The 23,585-nt window shown below is 76.4% G+C and carries 19 protein-coding genes; 10 read left to right on the plus strand and 9 right to left on the minus strand.

Translation table 11 applies throughout. The features are described 5' to 3' along the window. The first annotated feature begins 41 nt into the window (after nt 1-41). Nucleotides 42-416: a VOC family protein gene (locus AB0883_RS16055; RefSeq protein WP_366641935.1), complete on the plus strand. Its 375-nt coding sequence runs from the start codon at nt 42-44 to the stop codon at nt 414-416. Nucleotides 417-462: 46 nt separating this feature from the next. Here the strand turns inward: AB0883_RS16055 and AB0883_RS16060 are convergent, their stop codons facing one another. Then, entirely contained in the window at nt 463-939 is a 477-nt protein-coding gene (locus AB0883_RS16060; RefSeq protein WP_366641936.1) for a hypothetical protein, read from the minus strand. 214 nt (nt 940-1,153) lie between these two features. On the opposite strand from AB0883_RS16060, the gene AB0883_RS16065 reads away from it, so the two are divergent. Continuing rightward, nucleotides 1,154-2,038 carry a virginiamycin B lyase gene (locus AB0883_RS16065; RefSeq protein WP_366642238.1) on the plus strand — a complete coding sequence of 295 codons (885 nt, stop codon included), beginning with the start codon at nt 1,154-1,156 and terminating at the stop codon, nt 2,036-2,038. Nucleotides 2,039-2,197: 159 nt separating this feature from the next. Here the strand turns inward: AB0883_RS16065 and AB0883_RS16070 are convergent, their stop codons facing one another. Continuing rightward, nucleotides 2,198-3,073 carry an LD-carboxypeptidase gene (locus tag AB0883_RS16070; RefSeq protein ID WP_121400899.1) on the minus strand — a complete coding sequence of 292 codons (876 nt, stop codon included), beginning with the start codon at nt 3,071-3,073 and terminating at the stop codon, nt 2,198-2,200. 188 nt (nt 3,074-3,261) lie between these two features. Here AB0883_RS16070 and AB0883_RS16075 point away from each other — a divergent pair, with 188 nt between their 5' ends. Beyond that, entirely contained in the window at nt 3,262-4,029 is a 768-nt protein-coding gene (locus AB0883_RS16075) for a type 1 glutamine amidotransferase (protein WP_366641937.1), read from the plus strand. Beyond that, nucleotides 4,029-7,109 carry a bifunctional [glutamine synthetase] adenylyltransferase/[glutamine synthetase]-adenylyl-L-tyrosine phosphorylase gene (locus AB0883_RS16080; protein ID WP_366641938.1) on the plus strand — a complete coding sequence of 1,027 codons (3,081 nt, stop codon included), beginning with the start codon at nt 4,029-4,031 and terminating at the stop codon, nt 7,107-7,109. Before AB0883_RS16075 ends, AB0883_RS16080 begins: the two co-directional genes overlap by 1 nt. Before the next feature lie 100 nt (nt 7,110-7,209). Here the strand turns inward: AB0883_RS16080 and AB0883_RS16085 are convergent, their stop codons facing one another. Both AB0883_RS16085 and AB0883_RS16090 read right to left on the minus strand, forming a co-directional pair. Next, a complete protein-coding gene (locus AB0883_RS16085; protein ID WP_366641939.1) occupies nt 7,210-7,914 on the minus strand; it encodes a class I SAM-dependent methyltransferase in 705 nt (234 codons plus the stop codon). Between the two features lie 143 nt (nt 7,915-8,057). After that, nucleotides 8,058-9,737: a hypothetical protein gene (locus tag AB0883_RS16090; protein ID WP_366641940.1), complete on the minus strand. Its 1,680-nt coding sequence runs from the start codon at nt 9,735-9,737 to the stop codon at nt 8,058-8,060. Between the two features lie 44 nt (nt 9,738-9,781). Here AB0883_RS16090 and mptB (AB0883_RS16095) point away from each other — a divergent pair, with 44 nt between their 5' ends. The 3 genes from mptB (AB0883_RS16095) to AB0883_RS16105 all read left to right on the plus strand — a co-directional run bounded on the left by mptB (AB0883_RS16095) (nt 9,782) and on the right by AB0883_RS16105 (nt 13,730). Further along, entirely contained in the window at nt 9,782-11,182 is a 1,401-nt protein-coding gene (gene mptB / locus AB0883_RS16095) for a polyprenol phosphomannose-dependent alpha 1,6 mannosyltransferase MptB (protein ID WP_366641941.1), read from the plus strand. 161 nt (nt 11,183-11,343) lie between these two features. Then, complete coding sequence (gene mptB, locus AB0883_RS16100) at nt 11,344-12,819, plus strand: polyprenol phosphomannose-dependent alpha 1,6 mannosyltransferase MptB (protein WP_366642240.1); 1,476 nt, start codon at nt 11,344-11,346, stop codon at nt 12,817-12,819. A gap of 344 nt (nt 12,820-13,163) precedes the next feature. Next, nucleotides 13,164-13,730, plus strand: coding sequence for a phosphotransferase (locus AB0883_RS16105; protein ID WP_366641942.1), 567 nt, complete (start codon nt 13,164-13,166; stop codon nt 13,728-13,730). A 144-nt stretch (nt 13,731-13,874) separates the two neighbouring features. On the opposite strand, the gene AB0883_RS16110 is transcribed toward AB0883_RS16105, so the two are convergent. From AB0883_RS16110 to glnA, 3 genes are all read right to left on the minus strand, one after another. After that, nucleotides 13,875-14,894, minus strand: a complete 1,020-nt coding sequence (locus AB0883_RS16110) for a hypothetical protein (RefSeq protein ID WP_366641943.1) — start codon at nt 14,892-14,894, stop codon at nt 13,875-13,877. Continuing rightward, a complete protein-coding gene (locus tag AB0883_RS16115; protein ID WP_366641944.1) occupies nt 14,891-15,250 on the minus strand; it encodes a helix-turn-helix transcriptional regulator in 360 nt (119 codons plus the stop codon). Before AB0883_RS16115 ends, AB0883_RS16110 begins: the two co-directional genes overlap by 4 nt. Nucleotides 15,251-15,418: 168 nt before the next feature. Continuing rightward, a complete protein-coding gene (gene glnA / locus AB0883_RS16120) occupies nt 15,419-16,843 on the minus strand; it encodes a type I glutamate--ammonia ligase (RefSeq protein WP_121400424.1) in 1,425 nt (474 codons plus the stop codon). 326 nt (nt 16,844-17,169) lie between these two features. On the opposite strand from glnA, the gene AB0883_RS16125 reads away from it, so the two are divergent. After that, a complete protein-coding gene (locus tag AB0883_RS16125; protein WP_305036137.1) occupies nt 17,170-17,508 on the plus strand; it encodes an RDD family protein in 339 nt (112 codons plus the stop codon). 59 nt (nt 17,509-17,567) lie between these two features. Here the strand turns inward: AB0883_RS16125 and AB0883_RS16130 are convergent, their stop codons facing one another. Next, nucleotides 17,568-18,257, minus strand: coding sequence for a DUF4191 domain-containing protein (locus AB0883_RS16130; RefSeq protein ID WP_366641945.1), 690 nt, complete (start codon nt 18,255-18,257; stop codon nt 17,568-17,570). A 194-nt stretch (nt 18,258-18,451) separates the two neighbouring features. Between AB0883_RS16130 and AB0883_RS16135 the strand changes: the two genes are divergently transcribed. Together AB0883_RS16135 and AB0883_RS16140 are read left to right on the plus strand one after the other, a co-directional pair. Then, a complete protein-coding gene (locus AB0883_RS16135; protein WP_366641946.1) occupies nt 18,452-18,622 on the plus strand; it encodes a hypothetical protein in 171 nt (56 codons plus the stop codon). Between the two features lie 236 nt (nt 18,623-18,858). Then, complete coding sequence (locus AB0883_RS16140; RefSeq protein ID WP_366641947.1) at nt 18,859-21,756, plus strand: AAA family ATPase; 2,898 nt, start codon at nt 18,859-18,861, stop codon at nt 21,754-21,756. Between the two features lie 39 nt (nt 21,757-21,795). Here the strand turns inward: AB0883_RS16140 and AB0883_RS16145 are convergent, their stop codons facing one another. Further along, entirely contained in the window at nt 21,796-23,532 is a 1,737-nt protein-coding gene (locus tag AB0883_RS16145; protein ID WP_366641948.1) for a hypothetical protein, read from the minus strand. Nucleotides 23,533-23,585 lie beyond the last annotated feature (53 nt).

Here is a 23,585-nt window from a genome sequence, read left to right on the forward strand (position 1 = left end):
GGCGCCGGCCGGACGGCCGGCGTGCGAACGGGAGGCGACACATGTCCACCATCAGCAGCGGGGTCAACTGGTTCGAGGTCGGCACCGACCGGCCGGAGGAGACCGGGCGCTTCTACACCGACCTGTTCGGCTGGTCGTTCAGCGAGCAGGGGACGCCGGAGGCGTCGTACCGGGTGGCGGAGCCGGGACCGGAGGGATCTATCCAGGGGGCGGTCCGCGACACCGGCGGGGCGAGCCCGAACTACGCGATCTTCTACGTGCAGGTGGCCGACGTGGCTGACGCCGTCCGGCGGGCGGAGGCGGCGGGCGGCAAGGTGCTGGTGTCGCCGAAGTCCAACGACAACGGGCTCACCTTCGCTCACCTGGCCGACCCGGCCGGCAACCACTTCGGCGTCTACGCCCCGCCGGCTGCCTGAGCCGCGCCGTCCGCCCCGGCCGGGTCGCCGGGGCGGACGGCGTACGTCACCTGCCGGCCGGTCCGCCGTGCCCGCCCCGGCCGCCCGGGCCGGGCAGGACGCCGGCCTCGGCGGCGGCGGTGACGGCGTCGGCCTGCTCCTGGGTGAGCTTGCCGTCCTCGACGGCCTGTGCCAGGCGCTCCTTCATCGCGGCCTGCCGGTCGGCGGGGTCGCCCTTGCCGGGCCGGTCGCCCTTCTCGGGCCGGCCGGCCGGCTTGTGCTCCTCGCGCAGCTTCTCCAGCGCGGCCGTCACCTTGTCGGTGTCGACGCCCAGCTCGGTGGCCAGCTTCCCGGCGAACTCCGCCTGCCGGTCGGCCCGCTGCTGCTGGCGGTCGCCGTCCTCGGCGGCGCCGGTGCTGGCGCCCGGCGTCGGGGTGTCGCCGTCCGCGGCGAACGCGACCGTCGGGGCGGCGAGGCCCACGCCGAGTACGCCGGCAGCGGCCAGCCCGGCCAGCAGGTGCTTCTTCCTCGTGGTGCGCGGCATGTCGTCCTCCAGCTCGTCGATGGGTGGTGTGATGACCTCACCGACAGTGACCGGCAGGGCTGAGGGGATGCCATGGCGACCCTGTCAGCGAGCTGGCAATCCGGGGCCGCCCGACCGGACAAACGGGTTGCATCGACGCGCGTGGGCGGCGAGGGTATGCGGTCGGTAGGCCCCCCGGGGGCGGAGCAGGTGACGGAAGGTGACCCTCGTGACGATGTCCGCGAAGATCAGGGAAGTCCCGCTGACCGGGGCGGGCGGCGGCCCGTACGGCATCACGGTCGGCCCCGACGGCGCGCTCTGGCTGACGCTGGCCCATGCCGGCGGCATCGCCCGGGTGGGTGCGGGCGGCGAGCTGCGCACCTGGTCGGTGGCGGCCGACAGCCGACCGTTGATCATCACGCCGGGCCCCGACGGCGCCCTCTGGTTCACCCGCTCCGGCGACGACCGGATCGGCCGGATCACCACCGACGGCGAGCTGAGCGCCGTCGAGCTTCCGGCCGGGACCGGCCCGTGCGGCATCGCCGCCGGTCCCGACGGCGCCCTCTGGTACGCGGCCATGAGCGCCGACGCGATCGATCGGGTGACCGTCGACGGGGAGCGGTCGCGGTTCCCGCTGCCGGTGAGCGGCGGCTTCGCCTCGATGGTCGCCGCCGGGCCGGACGAGGCCGTCTGGTTCACGCTCAACCAGGCGAACGCGGTGGGCCGGATCGGCATGGACGGCGCGGTGACCCTGCACCCGCTGCCGACCGAGGGGGCCGCGCCGGTCGGCATCACCGCCGGCGTGGACGGGGCGCTCTGGTTCGTCGAGATCGGCGCCGGTCAGCTCGGCCGGATCACCCCCGACGGGCGGATCACCGAGTACCCGCTGCCGGACCGGTCCGCCCGGCCGCACGCGATCGTCGCCGACCCGGCCGGCGGCTGCTGGTACACGGAGTGGGGCGGCAACCGCATCGGCCACGTCGCCCCGGGCGGCGCGATCACCACCCACGACCTGCCGACCCCGGCCTCCGAACCCCACGGCCTCACGGTCGCCCCGGACGCCACGGTCTGGGCCGCCCTGGAAATGGGCGCCCTCGCCCACCTGACCCCCCGCCCCTGACCCCGCCCCCGCCCCCGCCCCCGCCCCCCGACCCTGACCCCCGACCCTGACCCCCGGTGATCATGAGGTTGGCGGTGCGGAATGTCGGTGTCGCTGCCGCTAACCCCATGATCGACCCGGGGCATGCGGGGGCATGGGCCGCGTGGGCCGCGTGGGCGGTCAGCGGACGGCGGGGGTGACCGTGAGGGTGCCGGTTTCCGTGTCGAGGGTGGCCTCGGTGCCCACGGGGACGGTGAGCTGGCCGGGGCCGTGACCGATCGGCAGGCCGCCGAGGACGGGGACGCCGAGGTCGCCGAGGCGCTCGGAGAGCACGTCGGCGACGCCGACCGACCAGCCGTCCGCGCAGTCGGTGAACTGGCCCACCGCGACCCCCGCCAGCCCGTCCAGGGCCCCGGCGCGGCGGAGCTGGGTGAGCATCCGGTCGACCTTGTAGGGCGGCTCCTGCACGTCCTCGACGAGCAGGATCGCGCCGGTCAGGTCCGGCATGTCCGGGGTGCCCAGCGACGCCACGACCAGGCAGAGGTTGCCGCCCAGCAGCGGGCCGGTGGCCCGGCCGGGCACGCGTACCGCGAAGGTCTCCTCCTCGGCGACGGCGCTCACCGCGACCGGCTCGGTGGTCATCAGGGCGGCGTGCAGCGACTCGGCCGAGCGCAGCGGCGTCCGCTCGTCCAGCCAGGCCGCCCCGGGACCGTGCACGCCGGCCAGCCGGGCGCCCCGCCAGAGCGCGAACTGCAACGCCGTGATGTCGGAGAACCCGGCGACCACCTTCGGGTCGCGGCGTACGGCGGCCATGTCGATCGCGTCGACGATCCGCTGGGCGCCGTACCCGCCCCGGGTGCAGATCACCCCGCGCACCTCGGGGTCGGCGAACGCGGCGTTCAGGTCGGCGGCGCGCAGTTCGTCGGCGCCGGCGAGGTAGCCCTGCCGGGCGTACGCGTTCGGCGCCAGCACCGGCCGCAGTCCCCAGCCGGTGAGCAGCTCGACGCCCCGGGCGACCCGTTCCGGCCGGGTCGGCCCGGAGGGCGACACCAGCATCACCGTGTCGCCGGGGCGCAGCGCCGGCGGTCGTACGGCGGTGGCGGGAGTCGCGCGGGCGAGGTCGGACACAGCGGCAGAGCCTAGTCGCGTACGTGCGGCGGCGGGCACGCACCGGGTCACCCGTCGCCGCCGCGCCGGTGGAGGCGTTCCGGGGTCCGTCCGGGCCACCGGCTAGCCTCGACGTCGTGGCTACCGCGCTGGTGATCGAGAACGACCCGACCGACGACGTCCGCCGGCTGGGCGAGTGGCTGACCGAGGCCGGCCTCGACCTGTGGGTGGTCCGCGCCCACGCCGGTGACGAGATCCCCGCCGACCTGGAGGGATACTCCGCCCTGGTGGTGCTCGGCGGCGGGCTGCCGCCGTACCCGCTGCCGGACGGGTCCCCGGCCGCGCCCTGGCTCCCGGCGTTGGAGGGGCTGCTGCGCAAGGCCGTCCGGCATCGGGTGCCGACCCTGGGCATCTGCCTCGGCGCGCAGCTGCTGGCCACCGCGCACGCCGGCGAGGTCGTGCGTAGCCCGAGCGGCCCGGAGGTCGGCCCCTGCGTGGTCGGCAAGCGGGACGCCGCCGACACCGACCCGCTGTTCCGTTACGTCCCGCTGATCCCCGACGTGTTCCAGTGGCACGCCGACGAGATCACCGAGCTGCCCCGGGGCGCCACCCTGCTGGCGGCCTCCACCCGCTACCCCCACCAGGCGTTCCGCCTCGGCGACCGGGCCTGGGGGTTGCAGTTCCACATCGAGTGCGACACCGCGATGATCGCGGACTGGGCGGCCGACTCCAGGCTGCTGGCCGAGCTGGGTTACGACCCCGACCTGGTGGTGGCGGCGTGCCACGACGTGATGGTCGACGTCGAGGAGGTCTGGCAGCCGTTCGCGGCCCGGTTCGCCGCCCTGGCCCTGGGCGAGCTGGACGACGCCGCGCCCCGCCGTAGCCTGCCCCTGCTCGGGCAGTGATGAGCCGGCCGGCCAGGGCCGCGGGACGGCTCGCCCGCTACGGCTTCGGCACCGACGCCGCCCGCGCCGCCGACCTGCTCGGCCCGGACGGGCTGGGGCTGTGGCGGCCGGAAGCGCAGGAGCCCGCCGACGACCGCGGAGCGGAGCTGCTCGCCGCGCTCTCCCGGGCCGCCGACCCCGACCTGGCGCTGCGCCAGCTGCACCGCCTCGTCGAGGCCGAGCGCCGGGTGGCCGCGAACGGCCCCGCCGCGGGTCGTCCCCGTGGGAAGGCCCACGCCGGGACACCGGTCGGGGCCGAGCGCCGGGTGGCCCCGGAGCAGCCGTCCTCGGCGTTGCTGGCGGCGCTCGCCGACGACCCCGGCCTGCGCCGCCGGCTGCTCGCCGTCCTCGGCGCCTCCTCCGCGCTCGGCGACCACCTGGTCGCCAACCCCGACCAGTGGCCGGCCCTGCGCACCGCCCCGGACGGGCTGGCGCCGACCGCCGAGGGACGACTCGACCTGTCCGGCGACGGGCAGCCGGTGGCGGTGCTGCGCAGGGCGTACCGGCTGGCGCTGTTGCGGATCGCGGCGGCCGACCTGACCGGCGGCCGGGGCCTGGAGCAGACCATGGCCGCGCTCTCCGCGCTGGCCGACGCGACCCTGGCGGCGGCGTACGAGATCGCGGTCGGCGAGCTGCCGGAGGGCACGCCCCGGCCCCGGCTCGCCGTCGTGGCGATGGGCAAGTGCGGCGGCGACGAGCTGAACTACGTCTCCGACGTCGACGTGATCTTCGTGGCCGCCGAGGACGACGACCTGGCCGCGGCCACCACGGTCGCCACCCGGCTGATCCACGTCTGCGGGCTGGTCGCCTGGCCGGTCGACGCGGCCCTGCGCCCGGAGGGCAACCGGGGGCCGCTGGTGCGGACGCTGGCCAGCCACCTCGCCTACTACCGGCGCTGGGCGCGCACCTGGGAGTTCCAGGCGCTGCTCAAGGCGCGGCCGGCGGCCGGCGACCTGGCGCTGGGCCGGGAGTGGGTCGACCAGCTCGCCCCGCTGGTGTGGCGGGCCGCCGAGCGGCCCGAGGCGGTCGAGGACGTCCGCGCCATGCGGCGCAAGATCATCGACAACATCCCGCCGAAGGAGCTGGAGCGCGAGATCAAGCGCGGCCCCGGCGGGTTGCGCGACATCGAGTTCGCCGTGCAGCTGCTGCAACTGGTGCACGGCCGGGGCGACGAGTCGCTGCGGGTGCCCGGCACCATCCCGGCGCTGCGCGCGCTGGTCGCCGGCGGCTACGTCGGCCGGGCCGACGGCGAGGCGCTGCTGCGCGGCTACCGCTTCCTGCGCGGCGTCGAGCACCGCCTCCAGCTCCAGGGCCTGCGCCGCACCCACACCGTGCCGACCGAGCCGGCCGCGCTGCGCTGGCTGGCCGCCGCGCTGGGTCACACCGCCACGCCGGGCCGCAGCGCCGTCGAGGAGTTCCGCGCCGAGTGGGTCACCCACGCCGCCGAGGTACGCCGCCTGCACGCCAAGCTGCTCTACCGGCCGCTGCTGGAGTCGGTGGCCCGGGTGCCGGCCGACGGGCTGCGGCTGACCCCCGAGGCGGCCCGGCACCGGCTGGAGATCCTCGGCTTCGCCGACCCCGCCGGGGCGCTGCGTCACCTCCAGGCCCTCACCGGCGGGGTGAGCCGCACCGCCGCCATCCAGCGCACACTGCTGCCGGTGCTGCTCAGCGAGTTCGCCGACGCCCCCGAGCCGGACCGCGGCCTGCTCAACTACCGGCAGGTCTCCGACAAGCTCGGCAGCACCCCCTGGTACCTGCGCCTGCTGCGCGACTCGGGGCCGGTGGCCCGCCGGCTGGCCCGCGTGCTCTCCTCCTCCCGGTACGCCGCCGACCTGCTGGCCCGCGACCCGGAGGCGTTGCGGCTGCTGGCCGAGGAGAGCGAGCTGACCCCCCGGTCCAGCGCGGTCCTCTGCGACGGCTTCGCCGCCGCCGCGGCCCGGCACGCCGACCCGGTCGAGGCCACCCGGGCGATCCGCGCGCTGCGCCGCCGGGAACTGGTCCGGATCGCCTGCGCCGACCTGCTGAGCCGGGCCGGCTCACTGGCCCCGTCGCCGCCCCGGCCCGACGGCGGGCGCGCGGCACTGGGCCTGGCCGACGTGACCGCCGTCGGCACCGCCCTGGCGGACGTCACGGACGCCACCCTGGCCGCCGCGCTGCGGGCCGTCCGCGCGGCCCAACCGCCCATGCCGGGGCTGCGCTTCGCCGTCATCGGCATGGGCCGGCTCGGCGGGTACGAGTCGAACTACCTCTCCGACGCCGACGTGCTCTTCGTCTACGACGCCCCGGCCGACGCGGGCGACGGCGCGGCCAGCGCCGCCCGTGCGATCGCCGAGGAACTGCGCCGGCTGCTCGGCATGCCCGCCCCCGACCCAGCGCTCGGCGTCGACGCCGACCTGCGCCCGGAGGGCCGGCAGGGTCCGCTGGTGCGCAGCCTCGCCGCGTACGCGCAGTACTACGCCCGCTGGTCGAAGGTGTGGGAGGCGCAGGCGCTGCTGCGCGCCCGGTTCGTCTGCGGCGACGCCGACCTCGGCGCCGAGTTCGCGGCGATGGTCGACCCGGTGCGCTATCCGGCGGACGGGCTGACCCGCGAGCAGGTGGTCGAGATCCGCCGGATCAAGGCGCGGGTGGAGCACGAGCGGCTGCCCCGGGGCGCCGACCCGGCCACCCACACCAAGCTCGGCCGGGGTGGCCTCGCCGACGTCGAGTGGGCCGTGCAACTGCTCCAGCTCCGGCACGCGGGGGCGATTCCGGCGCTGCGCGGCACGCGTACGCTCGACGCCCTCGCGGCGGCCCGGGACGCGGGCCTGGTCGATCCGACGGACGCCGTCGAGATGGCGGCCGGCTGGACGCTGGCCGCGCAGGTCCGCAACGCGCTGATGCTGGTCCGCGGCCGGGAGGGCGACCAGTTGCCCCGGCACGGCGTCGAGCTGGCCGGGGTGGTCCGGCTGCTCGGCCGGGACGACCCCGGCGAGTTCCTCGACGAGTACCTGCGCACCGGCCGCCGCTCCCGGGCGGCGATGGAACGCGTGCTCGACTCCTGAGCCCGCCGCCCCCGGCCGAGCGGGCCCGGCCGAGGCGGGGCGCTCGCCCCGCCGGTCGGCTCCGGGGCGGGGCGGCCGGGTCCCGCCGCCGACGCGGACCTCAGACGCGGCGGTGCACCAGCACCACGTGGTCGACCAGCTCGCCGGTCTCGCCGTTCGGGCCGGTGGCCTGCCGGCGCGGGGCGTCGAGCCGCTCAGTGTCCCACCGGTCGGGGTCGAGGTCGAGCGCGGCCAGGGTCTCCTGAGGGGTGGAGAAGCGGGCGTGCGCGTGGTCGTGCCGTCCCCACGGCGGGGCCTCGCCGTGCTCGACGACGAGCAGCCGGCCGCCGGGGGCCACGGCCCGGGCCGCCGACCGCAGCAGCTCCGCCCGGGGAAACTCCAGCGGCGACTGGAGGAACTGCGCGGAGACCAGGTCGTACTCGCCCGGCGGGAAGGTCCGGGTGAGGTCGTGCCGGCGGAACTCGATGCGGGAGGCGACCCTGGCGGCGGTCGCCTCCTCGGCCGCCCGGGCCAGGGCGGTCTCGGAGACGTCGACGGCGGTCACCCGCCAGCCCCGCCCGGCCAGCCAGACCGCGTCGCCGCCCTCACCGCAGCCGAGGTCCAACACGGTGCCGGCCGGCAGCGAGCCGGCGACGTCGACCAGGATCGGGTTCGCCCGGCCGCTCCAGACCCGCTCGTGCCGCCCGTAGTGCTCCTCCCAGAACCGCGCGGTCTCCTCGTCCACGTCCGGGTGCCGCCCGTCGTGTCCGGTGGCCGCCCTGGTGTCGTCGTGCCGGTGCCCGCCGGTCGTCGCGTCGTGGTGCACGTCTCGTCCTCCTGCTGCGCTGCCTGCGTACCTGCCACGTCGATCGTGGCGCGGCGGCGGCGCGGGAGCAAAGAAAGTTGCCGGACCGGCAAAAGGGTGGGCCGTCGGCCCCGCCGTCCCCGGTGCCCCAGGTTGGTGACGGGTCAGCTGCCGAGCCGGTACTGCCCGGCGCGCGGCACGGTCACCACCGTCCAGTCGCCGGCGGCGGCGACCGTGGCCCCGCCCGAGGCGGTCAGCCAGCGGCTGTGCCGCACCCGGACCGGCACCGTGCCGGCGTCCGGCGTCCGGAACGTCACCGAGGCGCCGTCGTGCGCGACCAGCTCGGCCGGCGCCCCGACGATCGGGGCCGGGTCCGTCACCGCCCAGACCCGCCAGTGCGGGCCGGACCAGACGGGCGTCAGGTAGGGCAGCCCGCCCGCGACCAGCTCGGCCTCGGCCCGCCCCACCCAGGACAGCGGGGCGTCCGGCACCGCGACGAACTGCACCGCGTTGTCGGTCAGCCAGTCCCGGTAGCTCGCGGCGGTCAGGGGCACCCCGGTGCCCGCGGCCCCCGGCACGGTGGTGAAGAAGAGCGGGTTGCGGTCGATGTCGGCCTGCCGCAGCCAGCCCCGGGCCAGGGGCACCTCGCCCAGCCTCGCCGCCTCCCAGTAGTTGCGGGTCGGCGGCACCTCCACCCGGCCGGTGAGTCGCTGCCCGTCGAGGAACGCCCGTAGCGGCGCGAAGTAGGCCGCCCGGCTGGTCGGGTCGTTGACGCTGCGCAGGTCGGCGGGGGGAACCGGCGGCTGCCACCAGCACACCGTCGCCAGCAGCGCGGCCAGCGCGACGACACCCCGGACCCGCGTGCCGTCCCCGACTCCGGCCCGCGCGCCCCCGACGGGTCGTGCGGCGGACGACGGGGCGGTCCGGGCCAGCCACGCGGCCGGCCGGGCCGGGGGGCGGGCGGCGGCGGCCAGCAGGGGCAGGGCGAACATGACGGCCAGTCGGGTGGCGTTCAGCCCGACCGGGGTGTGCACTAGCGCCGCCGCCAGCACCCCGGCCGCCGAGAGCAACGCCCCGACCCGCACCGGCCGGTAGCCCACGAGCGCGGCCACGAGCAGGCTGGTCAGCACGGCGCGGACCGTGTCGGTGCGGCTGATGTTCATCCAGCCGCCGTCGCCGAAGAACAGGGCGGTCAGCCCGAGCGGCAGCGCGGCGGCGACGCCGAGCACCAGCCCGTCGGCGTACCGGCGGGTCAGCAGCAGCGCCGCCCCGACCAGGCCGACGAAGAGGCCCGCGACGGGGCTCGTCGCCGAGGCCAGCAGCGCACCGGCCGCCGCCAACCCGAGCCGTACGAGCCGCCGGCGCCCCGCCTGCCCGCCCGGGCCCGGTCCCGCCGGTCGGGCATCGGTGGGGGCGGCCGGGCCGAGGGTGAGGGCGAGCAGCGCGCCGAGGCCGAAGGCCACCCCGAGGCCGTACGTCACCCGGCCCGAGACCAGGTTGCCGGCGATGGTGACCACCCCGACGAGGCTGCCGAGCAGCGGGCGGGGCACCCCGGTACGCACCAGCAGCGCCGCGAAAGCGGTCGCCGCCGCCACCAGGGCCAGCGCGCCGGTGACCCGCACCCCGAGCAGCGCCATCACCGGCTGCGAGAGCAGGCTGTAGCCGAACTGCTGCACGCCGCCGTACCAGCGCAGGTCCACCGGGGCGAGGCCGTGCGCGGCGAAGAAGTCGGCCCGCGCGACCTGCGCGGCGAGGTCGGAGCCGGTCGGCGGGAGGACGACGTGGGCCACGCCGAGGAGCACGGCGGAGACGGCGGCCACCGCCACCACCCGACTGCGCCGCATGCCCACCTCCGTACCGCGACCACCGTACTGGCAGCATGTCCGGCGTGCCTCACCACCTCGCGCGCTGGCTCGGCCTCGCCGGCTCGACGCTGCTCGCCGTGGCCGCGTTCCTCGGCGGCGCGTTCCCCGACGGCGACCTGCGCCCCACCCCGGTCAGCATCTGGCAGGGCCCGCACGGCCCGCTGATCATCGCCACCTGGGCGGTCGGCACCGGCCTGATGGCGTACGCCTGGTGGGCGCTGCGCGACCGGGTGCCGTCGACCGGCTGGGCGCTGGTGACCGTCGGGCTCTGGCTGCTGCCGCTGCTCCTCACGCCGCCGCTGGGCAGCCGGGACGTGTACGCGTACGCCTGCCAGGGGGCCAGCTACTCGGGCGGGATCAACCCGTACGAGCAGGGCGTCTCGGCGCTGCCGTGCCCGTGGCTGGACACCATCTCCTACATCTGGCGGGACACCTCGGCGCCGTACGGGCCGCTGTTCGTGCTGCTCGCCGGGGCGGTGGTGAAGGCGACCGGCTCGCTGGTCGGCAGCATCGTGCTGTTCCGGCTGCTCGCACTGGCCGGGGTGGGGCTGACCGCGGCCTGCCTGCCGGTGCTGGCCCGCCGCTGCGGCGTACCGGCCGGCCGGGCGGTCTGGCTGGCGCTGGGCTCGCCGCTGGTCGGGGTGCACCTGATCTCGGGGGCGCACAACGACGCGCTGATGGTGGGGCTGCTCGTCGCCGGGCTGGCCGTGGTGGTGTCCCGGCCGGGCCGCCCCGGGCCGCTGCTCGGCGGGGGAGTGCTGCTCGGCCTCGCCGTCGCGATCAAGGTGACCGCGCTGGTCGTGGTGCCGTTCGCGGCGCTGGCCGCGATCGTCGGGGCGTACTCGATCAGGGCGCTGGTGCGCGACGGCGGGTGGGTGGTCGGCGGGGCGGTCGCCGCCGTGGTCGGCGCGACCCTCGCCACCGGCCTCGGCTTCGGCTGGGTGACCGGGCTGGAGCAGGGCGGCCTGGTGATCGCCTGGACCTCGCCGCCGACGGCGGTGGGGCAGACCGTCGCCTACCTCGCCGCGCCGTTCGGCTGGCACGGCGACCCGCTGCCGGCCACCCGGGGGATCGGCATGGCGGCGCTGGCGCTGGTGCTGCTCTGGCTGTGGTGGCGGGCCCGCACCCGGGAGCCGATCTGGCACGCCGGTTTGGCGCTCGCCGCCACCGTCGCACTCGCCCCGCTCTTCCACCCCTGGTACTGGACGTGGCCGCTGGCCGTGCTCGCGGCCACGGCCCGGCGCACCGGGTGGTTCGCGGTCGTCGCGATCGTCTCGTCGTTCCTGGTGCTCGCCGACGGCACGGGGCTGCCCCGGTACACCAAGACCGTCGGGGCGCCGCTGATGACGCTGTTCGTGATCGTGGTGGTGGTCCGCTTGGTACGGTCGGCCCGGGCGGCCCGCCGGCCGGCCGCCGTGGACTGAGGAGAGGTACGCCGGTGACCGTTCCCGGCGCCCCGCCGGTCCCGCCCGGCACCCCGCAGCCGCCCGGCACCCCGCAGCCGCCCGGCACCCCGCAGCCGCCCGGCACCCCGCAGCCGCCCGGCACCCCGCCGCCGTCCCGCCGCCCGCCGCCCGGGCCCCCGCTGCCGCCCTCGCCCGGACCTGCGCCGCCGTCGCCCGGCGCCGCCCGCCTCGCCCGGTGGGCCGGCCTGGCCGGGGCGGTGCTGCTGACCGTCGCCGGCTGGCTCGGCGGCGCGCTGCCCCGGGCCGTCCCTGCTCCGAGCCCCGCCGGCGAGCCGTGGACCGTCGCGCTGTGGCTGGTCGGCACCGGGCTGATGGTCGGCGCCTGGTGGGCGCTGCGCCGGGGCGCGCCGTCGACGCGGTGGGCGTACCTGACCGCCGGGTTGTGGGCGTTGCCGCTGCTGGCCGCCCCGCCGCTGGGCAGCCGGGACGTCTACTCCTACGCCTGCCAGGGCTGGGCGTACGCGCACGGCGTCGACCCGTACGCCACAGGCGTCGCCGAGGCCGGCTGTCCCTGGGTGGAGTCGGTCGCGCCGATCTGGCGGGACACGCCCGCGCCGTACGGGCCGTTCTTCGTGCTGCTCGCCGCGCTCGCGGTGACCCTCGGCGGCGGGCTGGTGGGCGCGATCGTGGCGTTCCGGCTGTTCGCGGTCGCCGGGGTGCTGCTGGTCGCCCTCTGCCTGCTCGGGCTGGCCCGGGCCGCCAGCGTGCCCACCCGCCGGGCGGCCTGGCTGGCGCTGGCCAGCCCGCTGGTCGGGGTGCACCTGGTGGCCGGCGCGCACAACGACGCGGTGATGCTCGGCCTGCTGATGCTGGGCCTGCTGGTGCTCGTCCGCCGCCCCGGCAGGCCGGGGCCGCTGCTGCTGGCCGGCGCGCTGCTCGGGCTGGCGGTGACCGTGAAGGCGACCGCCGTGGTGGTGCTCCCGTTCGCGGCGCTCGCGGCGGTGCTCGGCCGCTACACCGTCCGGGCGCTGCTGCGCGACGCCGGCTGGCTGGCCGGCGGGGCGCTCGGCGCGGTGGCGGTCACCTCCCTGCTGTCCGGCCTCGGGCTGGGCTGGGTGGGCGGGCTGACCCGCAGCGGTGACTCCGAGCAGTGGACGTCCCCGCCCACGGCGGTGGGCTTCGTCGTCGACTACGCGGGCGGGCTCGCCGGCCGGGAGCCGGGCGCCGTGCCGGCGGCCCGCGCGGCGGCGCTGCTGCTGCTCGTCGTGCTGGTGGCGGCGCTGTGGTGGCGAACCTGGTCGGGGCTGCGCCGCCTCAACGACGTCCGGCAGCGGGTGGCCCGCCTGGACGCCGCCCGTCCCCGGGCCGCCCTGCTCGGCGCCGGCCTGGCGCTGGCCGCCACGGTCGTGCTGGCCCCGGTCTTCCACCCCTGGTACGCCACCTGGCCGCTGGCGCTGCTCGCGGTCGCCGCGAGGCGGACCACCTGGTTCGTGGCGCCCTGCGCGGCGGCGGCCTTCCTCGCCCTGCCCGACGGCACCAACCTGGCCCGGTTCACCAAGGCCCCGGGCGCGCTGGCGATGACCGCGCTGGCGCTCGGGCTGGCGGTGTGGGGCCTGCTCCGGCTGCGCCGCACCGGCACCGCGCGTCCGGGCTGAGGAGCCCCCGTTTTCCGGCCGGTGGGGCCGTGCCGGCGGCGTGCGGCGCCGCCCCCGCCGGGCGGACACCGCGTGCAGGTGCTCCAGCAGGGCGTCCACCGCTTCGCTCCAGGGGCCGACCGGGCGGCGCACGGTGTCGCCGACGCGCACCACGCCGGCGGTGGCGTTGCCCGGCAACGGTTCCTCGGCTGCGCTCATCCCACGATCATGGACCCACCGGCCGGAACACTTCGCTCGGCCCCGCCGGCCACAGCACGCGGCAGGGCTGCACCGGGCCGGAACGCGCGCACGAACGATTCTCCGGGGCTCCCCGACCGCTGGGCCGGGACGGACGGGGCCGGCAGGTGCTGGAGTACGTCCCCGGCGAGGTCGGCGCGGCGTCGGGCACGTACCCGGCGGAGGACCTGTTCGCGATCGGCCGGATGCTGGCCGAGCTGCACGAGGCGCTGGGCGGGTTCGTCCCGCCGGCCGGCGCGGCGTGGCAGCGGCTCATCCCGCCGGACCGGGAGGAACTCGTCTGCCACAACGACGTGGCGCCCTGGAACCTGATCAGGGCTGACCGGGGCTGGGTGTTGATCGACTGGGACGCCGCCGCGCCGGGCTCCCGGCTGTGGGACGTCGCGTACGCCGCGCAGAGCATGGCCGGCCTGCGCCCGGACCGGCCGGTGGCCGAGTCGGCAACCCGGCTGCGCGCCTTCGCCGACGGCTACCGCCTGGACGAGGCCTCCCGCCCGGCCCTGGCCGCTCTGCTGGGCCGTCGCGCCCGCGCCATGTACGACCTGCTGCGCGAGGGCGCGGAGCAGCGGCGCGAGCCGTGGGCCCGGATCTGGACCGAGGACGGCCCGTACTGGCTGGCGACCGCCGACCACCTCGACGCCCACGTTGAGGCATGGGAGACCGCCCTGCGCTGACCGCCGTCCCGCCACCGCGAGCGACCGCGCGACGGGTGCCGCCCCGCCACCCGCCGCCGAAGCGGCGGCGGGTGGAACGCCATGGTTGCCAAGACCCGCCGATGACAGCCGTGGCGTTCCACCCGCCGCGCGGGTGCCGCTGGTCTAAGGGGCACTCTCGGCGGTGCGCCCGCAGGTCGGGCAGCGGTCGCCGGTTCCGGCCGGCCCGGGTTCGCGCCGGCGCTTGCGCAGGGCGATCGTCAGCGGCAGCAGCGCGGGGCCGGCCAGTCCGACCACGACGGCCGTCGCGGCGAGTGCGGACCAGCCCGGCTGGGGCGCACCATTCAGTAGGCCGTCCGCCATTCCGGCCAGGATGTGCAGCGACAGCAGGCCCACCGGGGTCAGCAGCACCAGCAGCGCCCAGCCGCCCCGCTGGTCGGCCCGCAAGGCGAGCCCCGTGCCGAGCAGCAGCACCACCACGAGCAGCACCACGGCGGCACCGGGCAGGATCTGTTGTGCGGTCCAGCCGTAGTAGCTGCCGTAGTACCTGCCGACATCGTTGCGGGGTAGCAGGTCGACACCCGCGAGGCCGGCGGCGGCGACGGCGAGCAAGGGCGCCGCCCGTACCGACACCGCCAGCCGGTCGGGCAGGCCGAACGCGACCAGCCCCAGCCCGATCTGCGGCAGCAGCACGAACAGCGGCGGTCGGGGCAGGCCGGCGAGGTCGGCCACCGGCACGACCGCGACGGTGGACAGCAGGGCGAGAGCCACGGCACGGCGGGTCCAGCGGCCCGGCGCCGCCACGTGCACCACCGCGGCGAGCAGCCAGGCGGCCCACACGCCGATCCCCAGCGAGACGAACGGCCCGGCGCTCGGCATGCCCCACTCCGCTAGCGGTGGGTGCAGTTCCAGCACCGACCAGACCGCCGCCAGGGCGGTCGCGGTGAAGAAGGCGAGGACGGCGGCGAGGCGTACGCCCGGGATCAGGTCGGCGGCCCCGGCGGCCCGCAGGCGCTGGCGGAGGCCGCCGCGCAGCAGGTCCGCGGCGTCCGCGGGCGAGGGCCAGCGCCGGCCCGGGCCGGCCAGGTCGAGGTACGTGCCGACGATCTCCGCGCCGCGCGCCCGGCGGTAACCGGCCGGGTACGCCCGCAGCAGGCGGTGGTAGCGCCGCTCCAGCTCGCTCACGCCAACCCCCCGGCGGTACGCGGGGCGAGCGGCCGGGTCGCGCGGGTGCGCAGGCGGGCGGTGGCCGCCTCGACGTTGCGGCGCATGCGCTCGGTCTCGGCGGTCAGCGTGGTGTCGCCGGTGGGGGAGAGGCGGTAGTAGCGGCGCAGCCGGCCGTCCACCACCTCCTCGCGGTCGACCTCCACCAGGCCGGCGTCGACCAGCCGGTCGAGCGCGCCGTAGAGGGTGCCCGGCCGCAGCGACACGCGCCCGTCGGAGAGGGCGGTGACCTCGCGGATCAGGCCGTAGCCGTGCATCGGCTCGCCGGCCAGCGCGGTGAGGATCAGGAAGGTGGGTTCGCGCAGCGGTGTGTCCACGTCCCGCAATATAACGGACGCGAAGATATGCCGGTGCCCGTTACACGCCGAGCGGAGAGACGGTCCCGGCCGGCGGTGGGTCGGTGCGGCGGGCGCACAGACGGAAAGGCCCCGGGCGGACCCGGGGCCTTCCTGTGGTTCCTCTACCGCGTCAGCAGTCGAAGTGCGTCAGCAGTCGAAGTACATGGCGAACTCGTGCGGGGTCGGGCGCAGGCGCACCGGGTCGACCTCGTTGGCCCGCTTCCACTCGATCCAGGTCGAGATCAGGTCGGGGGTGAACACCCCGCCGTCGAGCAGGTAGTCGTGGTCGGCCTCCAGGCTGTCGAGCACGGCCGACAGCGAGCCCGGCACCTGCTTGACGTCGCCCCACTCCTCCGGCGGGAGGTCGTAGAGGTCCTTGTCGATCGGCGCCGGCGGCTCGATCTTGCTCTTGATGCCGTCCAGGCCGGCCATCATCATCGCCGAGAAGGCCAGGTAGACGTTGGCCGACGGGTCCGGCACGCGGAACTCGACCCGCTTGGCCTTCGGGTTGCTGCCGGTCACCGGGATGCGGGTGCAGGCGGAGCGGTTGCGCTGCGAGTAGACCAGGTTGACCGGCGCCTCGAAGCCCGGCACCAGCCGGCGGTACGAGTTGACCGTCGGGTTGGTGAAGGCCAGCAGCGACGGGGCGTGGTGCAGCAGGCCGCCGATGTACCAGCGGGCCATGTCCGACAGGCCGGCGTAGCCGGTCTCGTCGTAGAACAGCGGCTCGCCGTTCAGCCAGAGGCTCTGGTGGGTGTGCATGCCGGAGCCGTTGTCGCCGAAGAGCGGCTTCGGCATGAAGGTGGCGGTCTTGCCGTTGGCCCAGGTCTCGTTCTTCACGATGTACTTGAAGAGCTGGAGCTGGTCGGCGGCGTGCAGCAGCGTCGAGAACCGGTAGTTGATCTCGGACTGGCCGGCGGTGCCCACCTCGTGGTGCGAGCGCTCCACGGTGAACCCGCTGTCGACCAGCCGGCGCACGATGCTGTCGCGCAGGTCGGCGAGGTGGTCGACCGGCGGCACCGGGAAGTAGCCGCCCTTGTAGGCGGTCTTGTAGCCGCGGTTGCCGCCCGGCTCCTCGCGGCCGGTGTTCCAGGCGCCCTCGATCGAGTCGATGTAGTAGAACGACTGGTGCGCCGAGGTCTCGTGGCGGATCGAGTCGAAGATGTAGAACTCCGCCTCCGCGCCGAAGTACGCGGTGTCGGCGATGCCGCTGGCGGCCAGGTAGGCCTCGGCCTTCTTCGCCACGTTGCGCGGGTCCCGGCTGTAGGCCTCGCGGGTGAACGGGTCGTGGATGAAGAAGTTGAGCGCGAGGGTCTTCTGCGCCCGGAAGGGGTCGATGAAGGCGGTGGCGACGTCCGGGAGCAGGAGCATGTCCGACTCGTGGATCGCCTGGAAACCGCGGATCGACGAACCGTCGAAGGCCAGGCCCTCGGTGAAGAAGGCATCGTCGACAGACTCGACCGGCAGGTTGAAGTGCTGCATCACGCCGGGCAGGTCACAGAAACGTACGTCGACGAACTTCACGTCCTCGTTCTTGAGGTATCGCAGGAGTTCCTCGGGATTGGCGAACACACGTCCTCCTGGCACGTCCACGGGTGGCTAGGCTCCTGGCGACGCTATGGCGGCGCGGTTGCCCGGCCATGTCTTGAGTGTTTCTGCCGTGTTACGTCCCTCGCGGAGCGTCATCCGCGCCGCTCGGGCGGGCCGGACCGTGCGACGGGACACCCCCGGCTGTGCCATTCTATTGACACTTGCTCGCTTTCGCCCCTTTTTGCTGCCCGGGTGCGGGCGACCGTCCCCGATCCGTCCGTACGCCCTGGATACCCTTGACCGTTGTGACCAAGCCGCATGATCGCCCCGTACCGCCCGCGACGGATCCCGCCTTCACCCCGCCCAGCCTGGGGCGCCGGTTCGGCGCGCTGGTGATCGACTGGGTGCTCTGCCTGCTCGTCGCCGGGGGCTTCGCCGACCCGGTCCGCGACGGGTGGGCGCCCGTGCTGGTGCTGATCGTCGAGTACGGCTTCTTCCTCGGGCTCTTCGCGCAGACGCCGGGCATGTTCATCACGAAGATCCGCTGCGTCGCCTGGGTCGACGGCGGTCGCATCGGGGTGGCCCGGGCCCTGCTGCGCGGCCTGCTGCTCGCCCTGGTCGTCCCGGCACTGCTGATGGACGGCCACCGTCGCGGCCTGCACGACCGCCTGGCGGGCTCCGTCGTCACCGACGCCCCCCGCCCCTGAGAGACGGCGAGAGCCGGGCCCTTTCGCAGGGGCCCGGCTCTTCGCGTACGCGTCGGAGGTCAGCGACCGCGCGTCTGGCGGAACGCGCCCCGCGCGGGTCGCATGTTCTTCGGGATCGCGCCCTTGGGCATCTGCGGGCGGGCGGTGAGCGCCTTGAGCCGCTTGTCCAGCGAGTTGACGTCCTTGCCGCTGAGGCTGCGCGGCAGCCGCATCAGCGTCATCCGCAGCTTGCGGATCGGCAGCTCGCCCTCCTCCTGGCCGATCACGTAGTCGAAGAGCGGGGCGGAGCCGATCACCTTCGCCAGCCGCCGCTTCTCCTGGCCGAGCAGCCCGCGCACCCGCTGCGGGTTGCCCTCCGCCAGCAGGATCACCCCGGGCCGGCCGATGACCAGGTGGACCATGTCCATCTGCGTGGTGGAGCTGACCGCGGGGGTGACCCGCCAGTCGCCGCGCATGCTCTCCATGATCTGGGCCGCCGCGCCGGGCTGCCCCTCGGCGGCGTTCATCATCGCCTTGTTGGACCGCAGGTTGAGCACGATCAGCAGGCAGAGCAGGGCGAACAGGATGCCCAGCGGCAGCCAGAGCCAGCCCCAGATCAGGACCGCGACCACGGTGAGCGCGAGCGGGATCAGCACCGCGGCGGCGGCCAACGGCGCGAACCACCGGTCCTGCTTGGCGGTGAACTTGAACACCATCCCGATCTGCTTCAGCCGCTGGCCGAACGAGACCTTCTCCTGGGGCTTTGCCATGCCGCAGAGTCTAGTGGTCGCCGCACGTCGCGTTGTCCGCGGCCGGGCTGAGTACCTTACGCCGCCGTACCGCCGCCGAGGGGCGGGAGTAAGGAGGGCGGGCGGGCGAAGATCGGGCGGTGGACCCATGCCCCCGGGGCACCTTCGCGCGCAGAGTCGGAGTCGACAGCCGAAGACGACCCAGGGAGCCCCACATGTTCGGCAACGACGCAGACTTCATCCTCTCGATCCACCGTACGCACGCCGCCGAGCTGCACGCCGAGGCCGCGGTCGACCGGCTCGCCCGGGCCCTGCCGCGCCGCACCACGCGCGACTGGCTCAGTCGCCGGCATCACCCGGGACATGCCGGCGACGCGCGTCGGTGAGCGGCCCCGCGCCCCCGGCGGTCGCCACCGACCCGCCGGGGGGCGACGCCGCCCAGGCCGGCCGCGGACAGGTCGACGGCGCGGGGGCCGGCCGCGGACAGGCCGACGCCGCCCGGGCCGGCCAGGGACAGGCCGAGCCTGCCGATCGGCCGGCCCGCGACCCGCGTCGGGGGTCATCCGCTGACCGGCCGGTCAGCGGAGCCGGCGGCGGCGAGGGCCGTGGCATGCTCGGAGCCGTGACCGTACGCGCCGCCAGCACCGTCCTCGTGGGCCGTCAGCGGGAGACCGCGGCCCTGCGCGACGCCCTGGGCCGGGCCCGCGCCGGGGAACCGACCACGGTCCTGGTCGGCGGCGAGGCCGGGGTGGGCAAGACCCGGCTGCTGGAGGAGTTCGGCAGGTCGGCCACCGAGGCCGGCGCGCGGCTGCTGGTCGGCCAGTGCCTCGAACTCGGCGAGGCCGGGCTGCCCTTCGCGCCGTTCGCCGCCGCGCTGCGGGCGGTGCTGCGCCGCGACGGCCCCGGCGTCTTCGACGGGTACGAGGCCGAGTTCGCCCGCCTCCTGCCGGAACTCGCCCGGGGACCGGCCGGCGTCGCCGTGCCCGCCGTCGCACTCGTTCCGGACGCCCCGCGCGGTTACCTGTTCGACCTGGTCGCCGAGCTGTTCCAGCGGCTCGCCGCCGGGCAGCCCATGGTGCTGGTGATCGAGGACCTGCACTGGGCCGACCGGTCCACCCGCGACCTGATCGCCTTCCTCGTGCGCGCCGCCCGCACCGCCCGGCTGCTGCTGGTCTGCACCTACCGCACCGACGAGCTGCACCGTGGTCACCCGCTGCGGCCCTTCCTCGCCGAGCTGGACCGGGCCCGTGGTGTCGAGCGGATCGAGCTGGGCCGCCTCGACCGGGACGGCACCGGGGCGATCCTGGCGGACCTGCTCGGCGTCGAGCCGCTCGCCCGCGCGGTCGACGACATCCACCAGCGCACCCAGGGCAACCCGTTCTTCATCGAGGAGCTGGCCGCGGCCGGCGGCCCGGTCGGCTGCGGCGCGCTGCCCGAGACGCTGCGCGACCTGCTGCTGGCCCGGGTGGACCGGCTGCCCGACGCCGCCCAGCGGGTGCTGCGGATGGCCGCCGCCGGGGGCACCCGGTTCGCCCACCAGCTGCTCGCCGAGGTCGCCGGGCTGCCCGAGCCGGAGCTGGAGGACGCGCTGCGCGCCGCCGTCGCCGCCCAGCTCGTGGTGGCCGACCCGGAGGGCGACTACGAGTTCCGGCACGCGCTGGTCCGCGAGGCTGTCCACGACGAGCTGCTGCCCGGCGAGCACGCCCGGCTGCACGCCCGCTGGGCGGCGGCCATCGAGGCCCAGCCGCACCTGGTCGCCGCCGGCCGTGCCCCCGCCGAGACGGCACACCACTGGTACGCCGCGCACGACCACCCCCGGGCGCTGGTGACCGCCCGCACCGCGGCGCGCGCCGCCGCCGACCGGTACGCGTACGCGGAGCAGAGCCGGCTGCTGGAACGGGTGCTGGAGCTGTGGGAGCTGGTGCCCGACGCGGCCGACCGGCTCGACATGGACCACCTCGCGGTGCTGGAGGAGACCATCGCCGCCGCCACCACCGCCGGCGACTACCAGCGGGCGCTCACCCTCACCCGGGCCGCCCTGGCCGAGGTGGACGTCGAGGCGGAGCCGCTGCGCGCCGCGCGGCTGCTGGACCGGCGCGGCCGGATGCTCGCCATGCTCGGCAAGAGCGACGGCGCGGCCGAGCTGCGGGAGGCGTACCGGCTGTCGTGCGGGGCGCCGGTCGGGCCGGAACGGGTCCGGCTGCTCGCCGACATCGCGGCGCAGCTGTTCCGGCTCGACCCCGAGCAGGCCGGGACGCTCGCGGCCGAGGCGGCGGAGGCGGTGGAGGCGCTCGGCGACGACCTGGAGCTGCTGCCGACCCGGATCGCCATCCTCTGCCGTACCGAGCCGTCACCCGAGCGCCGCCTGGCCGGGCTGCGCCTGGCCGAGGACCGGGCCCGCGCCGCCGGCTCGGCGCCGGCGCTGGTGAGCGCGCTGGTCCACCTCTCCGACGTGCTGTTCGAGCTGGGCCGGTACGCCGAGTCGGCCGACGCCGCCGCCGCCGGGGCGACCGAGGCGCGCCGGGTCGGCGTCAGCCGCTCCACCGGCGCGTACCTGCTGTCGAACCAGGCCGAGGCGCTGATCGCCCTGGGCCGCTGGGACGAGGCCGACGCCGCCTGCGCGGAGGCGGCCCGGATCGACCTGCCGGGCGTGTCCGGCCTGCACTGGCTCCAGCTCCGCGCCGGGCTGCGGCTGGCCCGGGCCCACCCCACCGCCGAGGAACTGGTGGACCGCGCCCTGGCCTTCCTGTCCCGGCCCTACCTGTGGCCGAACCACCGGCTGCCGCTGCGGGAGCTGCGGATCGAGGCGGCGCTGGCGGCCGACGACCCGGCCGGCGCGGTACGCGCGGCACACGCCGCGCTGGCCGACGAGCGCCTGCCGCAGCTTCCCCGGGAGGGCTGGCCGGTGCTCAGCGCCGCCGCCCGGGCCGCCGAGCGGACCGGGGACGCCGAACTGGCCGGCGCGGTGTCCGCACTCGCCGCCGGCCTGCCGGCCCGCCATCCGGCCGAGCGGGCGCACGCCGCCCAGGTGGCGGCCCTCCTGGCCGTCGGCGGCGGGACACTTGCGGCGTGGCGTACGGCGGTCGCCGCGTGGCGCACCGACGGGCAGCCGTACCCCCTCGGGCGGGCGCTGCTGTCGCTCGCCGAGGCGGCGGCCGCGGCGGGGGAGCGGGACGAGGTGGCGGCGGCGGTCGCCGAGGCCGCCGCGATCGCCGACGGTCTGGGCGCGGCACCACTCGCCGCGCAGGCCGCCACCCTGGCCCGCCGGGTCGGCCTGCGCGGGGCGACCCGGGGGCGTCCCGGCGCGGACCTGCTCACCCTGCGCGAGCGGGAGGTGCTGCGGCTGGTCGCCGAGGGCCACAGCAACAGCCGGATCGCCGAGCGGCTCTTCATCTCGCCGAAGACGGCCAGCGTGCACGTCTCCCGGATCATCGCCAAGCTCGACGTGAGCAACCGCGTCGAGGCCGCCGCGTTGGCCCACCGCCTCGGCCTGCTCGGCGCTCCCACCGCACCCCGCTGATCCTGCGACCGCCGGTCGGACGTGGCACCGGTGGCTCGGTCAGGGGCGGGGCAGGTAGATCCGCCAACCGGGGACGGTGACCAGGTCGAGCGCCGCCGGGTCGGCGTGCCGGCGCTCGTCCAGGCGGGCCGCCAGCGGGGAGCCGGCCGGCGCGACCCAGGCCGGCGCCGCCGCCTGCCGCACCGCCCGGCGGTACGGCAGGTACCGGTCGTGTCCCGGGCGCAGGTCGTCGTCGACGACGGCGCAGAGCACGTCCTCGCGGGTGGCGAAGGTGAGCCGGTTGCAGGTCCAGTAGCCGCCGTACACGTGCCGGACGCCCCGCTGGCGCAGCGCGGCGACCAGTTCGGCGTGCCGGGCCTCGGCGGCGCGGGCGGCCGGCGCGGCGTCGACCGCGCCGGCGGTGGCCACGGCGGCGGTGCCCAGCGTCGCCGCGAGCACCAGGGCCGCCGCGATGCCCGTCATGCCGCGCCACCGCGCCCCGGCTCCGGCGCCTCCGCGTGTCGGGACACTGTCCGCCCCGGCAATGCCTGCCCCAGCCGTGACTGTGCCGGCCGGGACCGGTCGGAGTGCGCGGCGGGCGGCCGACCAGAGCGGCCAGAGCAGGGCCGGAACGGAGATGAGCAGGCAGGACAGGTACCGGGAGCTTTCCACCGGGGTGCGGCCCGCGGCGCTGCTGACGGTGTAGACGGCGAGCGTCGCGACGGCGGCGGCCACCAGGGCGAGCCGGACCGCCCCGCCCACCGGGGTCCTCACCACTATGGATCTTGGACAGTTGTCGTCGGCCCTGAACGGCAACTGTCCAAGATCCCCGACGGGTGGGCGCAGCGCGCGCCAGGCCGAGAGGGCGGCCGCGAACAGCAGCGGCGGGAGGGCGAGCGCCCACCACAACTGGCCCGGCGTGCAGTGGCTCGGGGAGCAGAAGCCCATGCCCAGGGGCGGGCCGAGCACCAGCCCCCCGTACAGCCGGTCCGCCCAGCCGGTGGGCTGCCCGGAGCCTCCGGCGACGAGCACCGCCGTGATCGGGTTGCGCCCCGCCGCCAGGCTGTGCGCCAGCAACGGCCCGGCCCCGACGAGCGCGGCGGCACCGAGCAGCGCACCGGCCCGGCCGCGCAGCTCCCGCCGGCCGTACGCGAGAAGCACCGCGCCGGTCGCCGCCACGTACGGCAGCACCAGCGGGTCCACCCAGACCATCAGCCCGGCCAGGAAGCCCCACGCCGCCCAGCGCGGCAGTCGGCACCCCGGCCGGCCGGCCGCCAGGTCGTACGCCAGCACGGCGAGCGCCACCCCGGCCGCGTTCATCTCCGGGTACCCGCCTCCGGCGATGAGCTGGTTCTTCACCACCCGGTCCGAGCCCAGCGCCAGCAGCGCCACGACGAGCAGGGCGAACCAGTGGTCCCCGGTCAGCCGCAGCGTCAGCCGCCAGGCGAGCACGACGAAGAGCGCGTACAGGGCGAGGGTGGGCAGGCGTAGCCCGAGCGTCGACGGGCCGACCAGCGCGAACACCGGCGCGGCCAGGTACGCCTCCAGCGTGCCCATGTACGCCTGGCCGTAGAACCAGACCGGGAACTCCCGCCCCTGCGCGATGTGCAGCGCGGCCAGCCCCATGGTGGCCTCGTCGCTGTTGGTCGGCGGCGCGTCGTGCAGCAGCAGGCCGAGGCGGTAGCCGGTCCCGGCCACGACGGCGAGCACGGCGAGCACCGTCGGCAGTACGGGTCGCCGGTCGGACGGGAGCGCGGGACGCGCGTCGCGCCACCGCTGGCGTACGCCGACGGTCATCAGCCGATCATGGCAGTTGACCGCCGGCCCGTGGTCGAGCGACCCCGGCGCGT

The organism is Micromonospora sp. NPDC047812 (assembly GCF_040704175.1).
In the GTDB taxonomy this organism is placed as follows: domain Bacteria; phylum Actinomycetota; class Actinomycetes; order Mycobacteriales; family Micromonosporaceae; genus Micromonospora.

Excerpts from the sequence above, each read along its gene's own strand:
- AB0883_RS16055 (WP_366641935.1), top strand. The coding sequence starts at position 42 with ATGTCCACCATCAGCAGCGGGGTCAACTGGTTCGAGGTCGGCACCGAC.
- AB0883_RS16060 (WP_366641936.1), bottom strand. The coding sequence starts at position 939 with ATGCCGCGCACCACGAGGAAGAAGCACCTGCTGGCCGGGCTGGCCGCT.
- AB0883_RS16065 (WP_366642238.1), top strand. The coding sequence starts at position 1,154 with ATGTCCGCGAAGATCAGGGAAGTCCCGCTGACCGGGGCGGGCGGCGGC.
- AB0883_RS16070 (WP_121400899.1), bottom strand. The coding sequence starts at position 3,073 with ATGCTGGTGTCGCCCTCCGGGCCGACCCGGCCGGAACGGGTCGCCCGG.
- AB0883_RS16080 (WP_366641938.1), top strand. The coding sequence starts at position 4,029 with ATGAGCCGGCCGGCCAGGGCCGCGGGACGGCTCGCCCGCTACGGCTTC.
- AB0883_RS16090 (WP_366641940.1), bottom strand. The coding sequence starts at position 9,737 with ATGCGGCGCAGTCGGGTGGTGGCGGTGGCCGCCGTCTCCGCCGTGCTC.
- AB0883_RS16130 (WP_366641945.1), bottom strand. The coding sequence starts at position 18,257 with ATGGCAAAGCCCCAGGAGAAGGTCTCGTTCGGCCAGCGGCTGAAGCAG.
- AB0883_RS16135 (WP_366641946.1), top strand. The coding sequence starts at position 18,452 with ATGTTCGGCAACGACGCAGACTTCATCCTCTCGATCCACCGTACGCAC.
- AB0883_RS16145 (WP_366641948.1), bottom strand. The coding sequence starts at position 23,532 with ATGACCGTCGGCGTACGCCAGCGGTGGCGCGACGCGCGTCCCGCGCTC.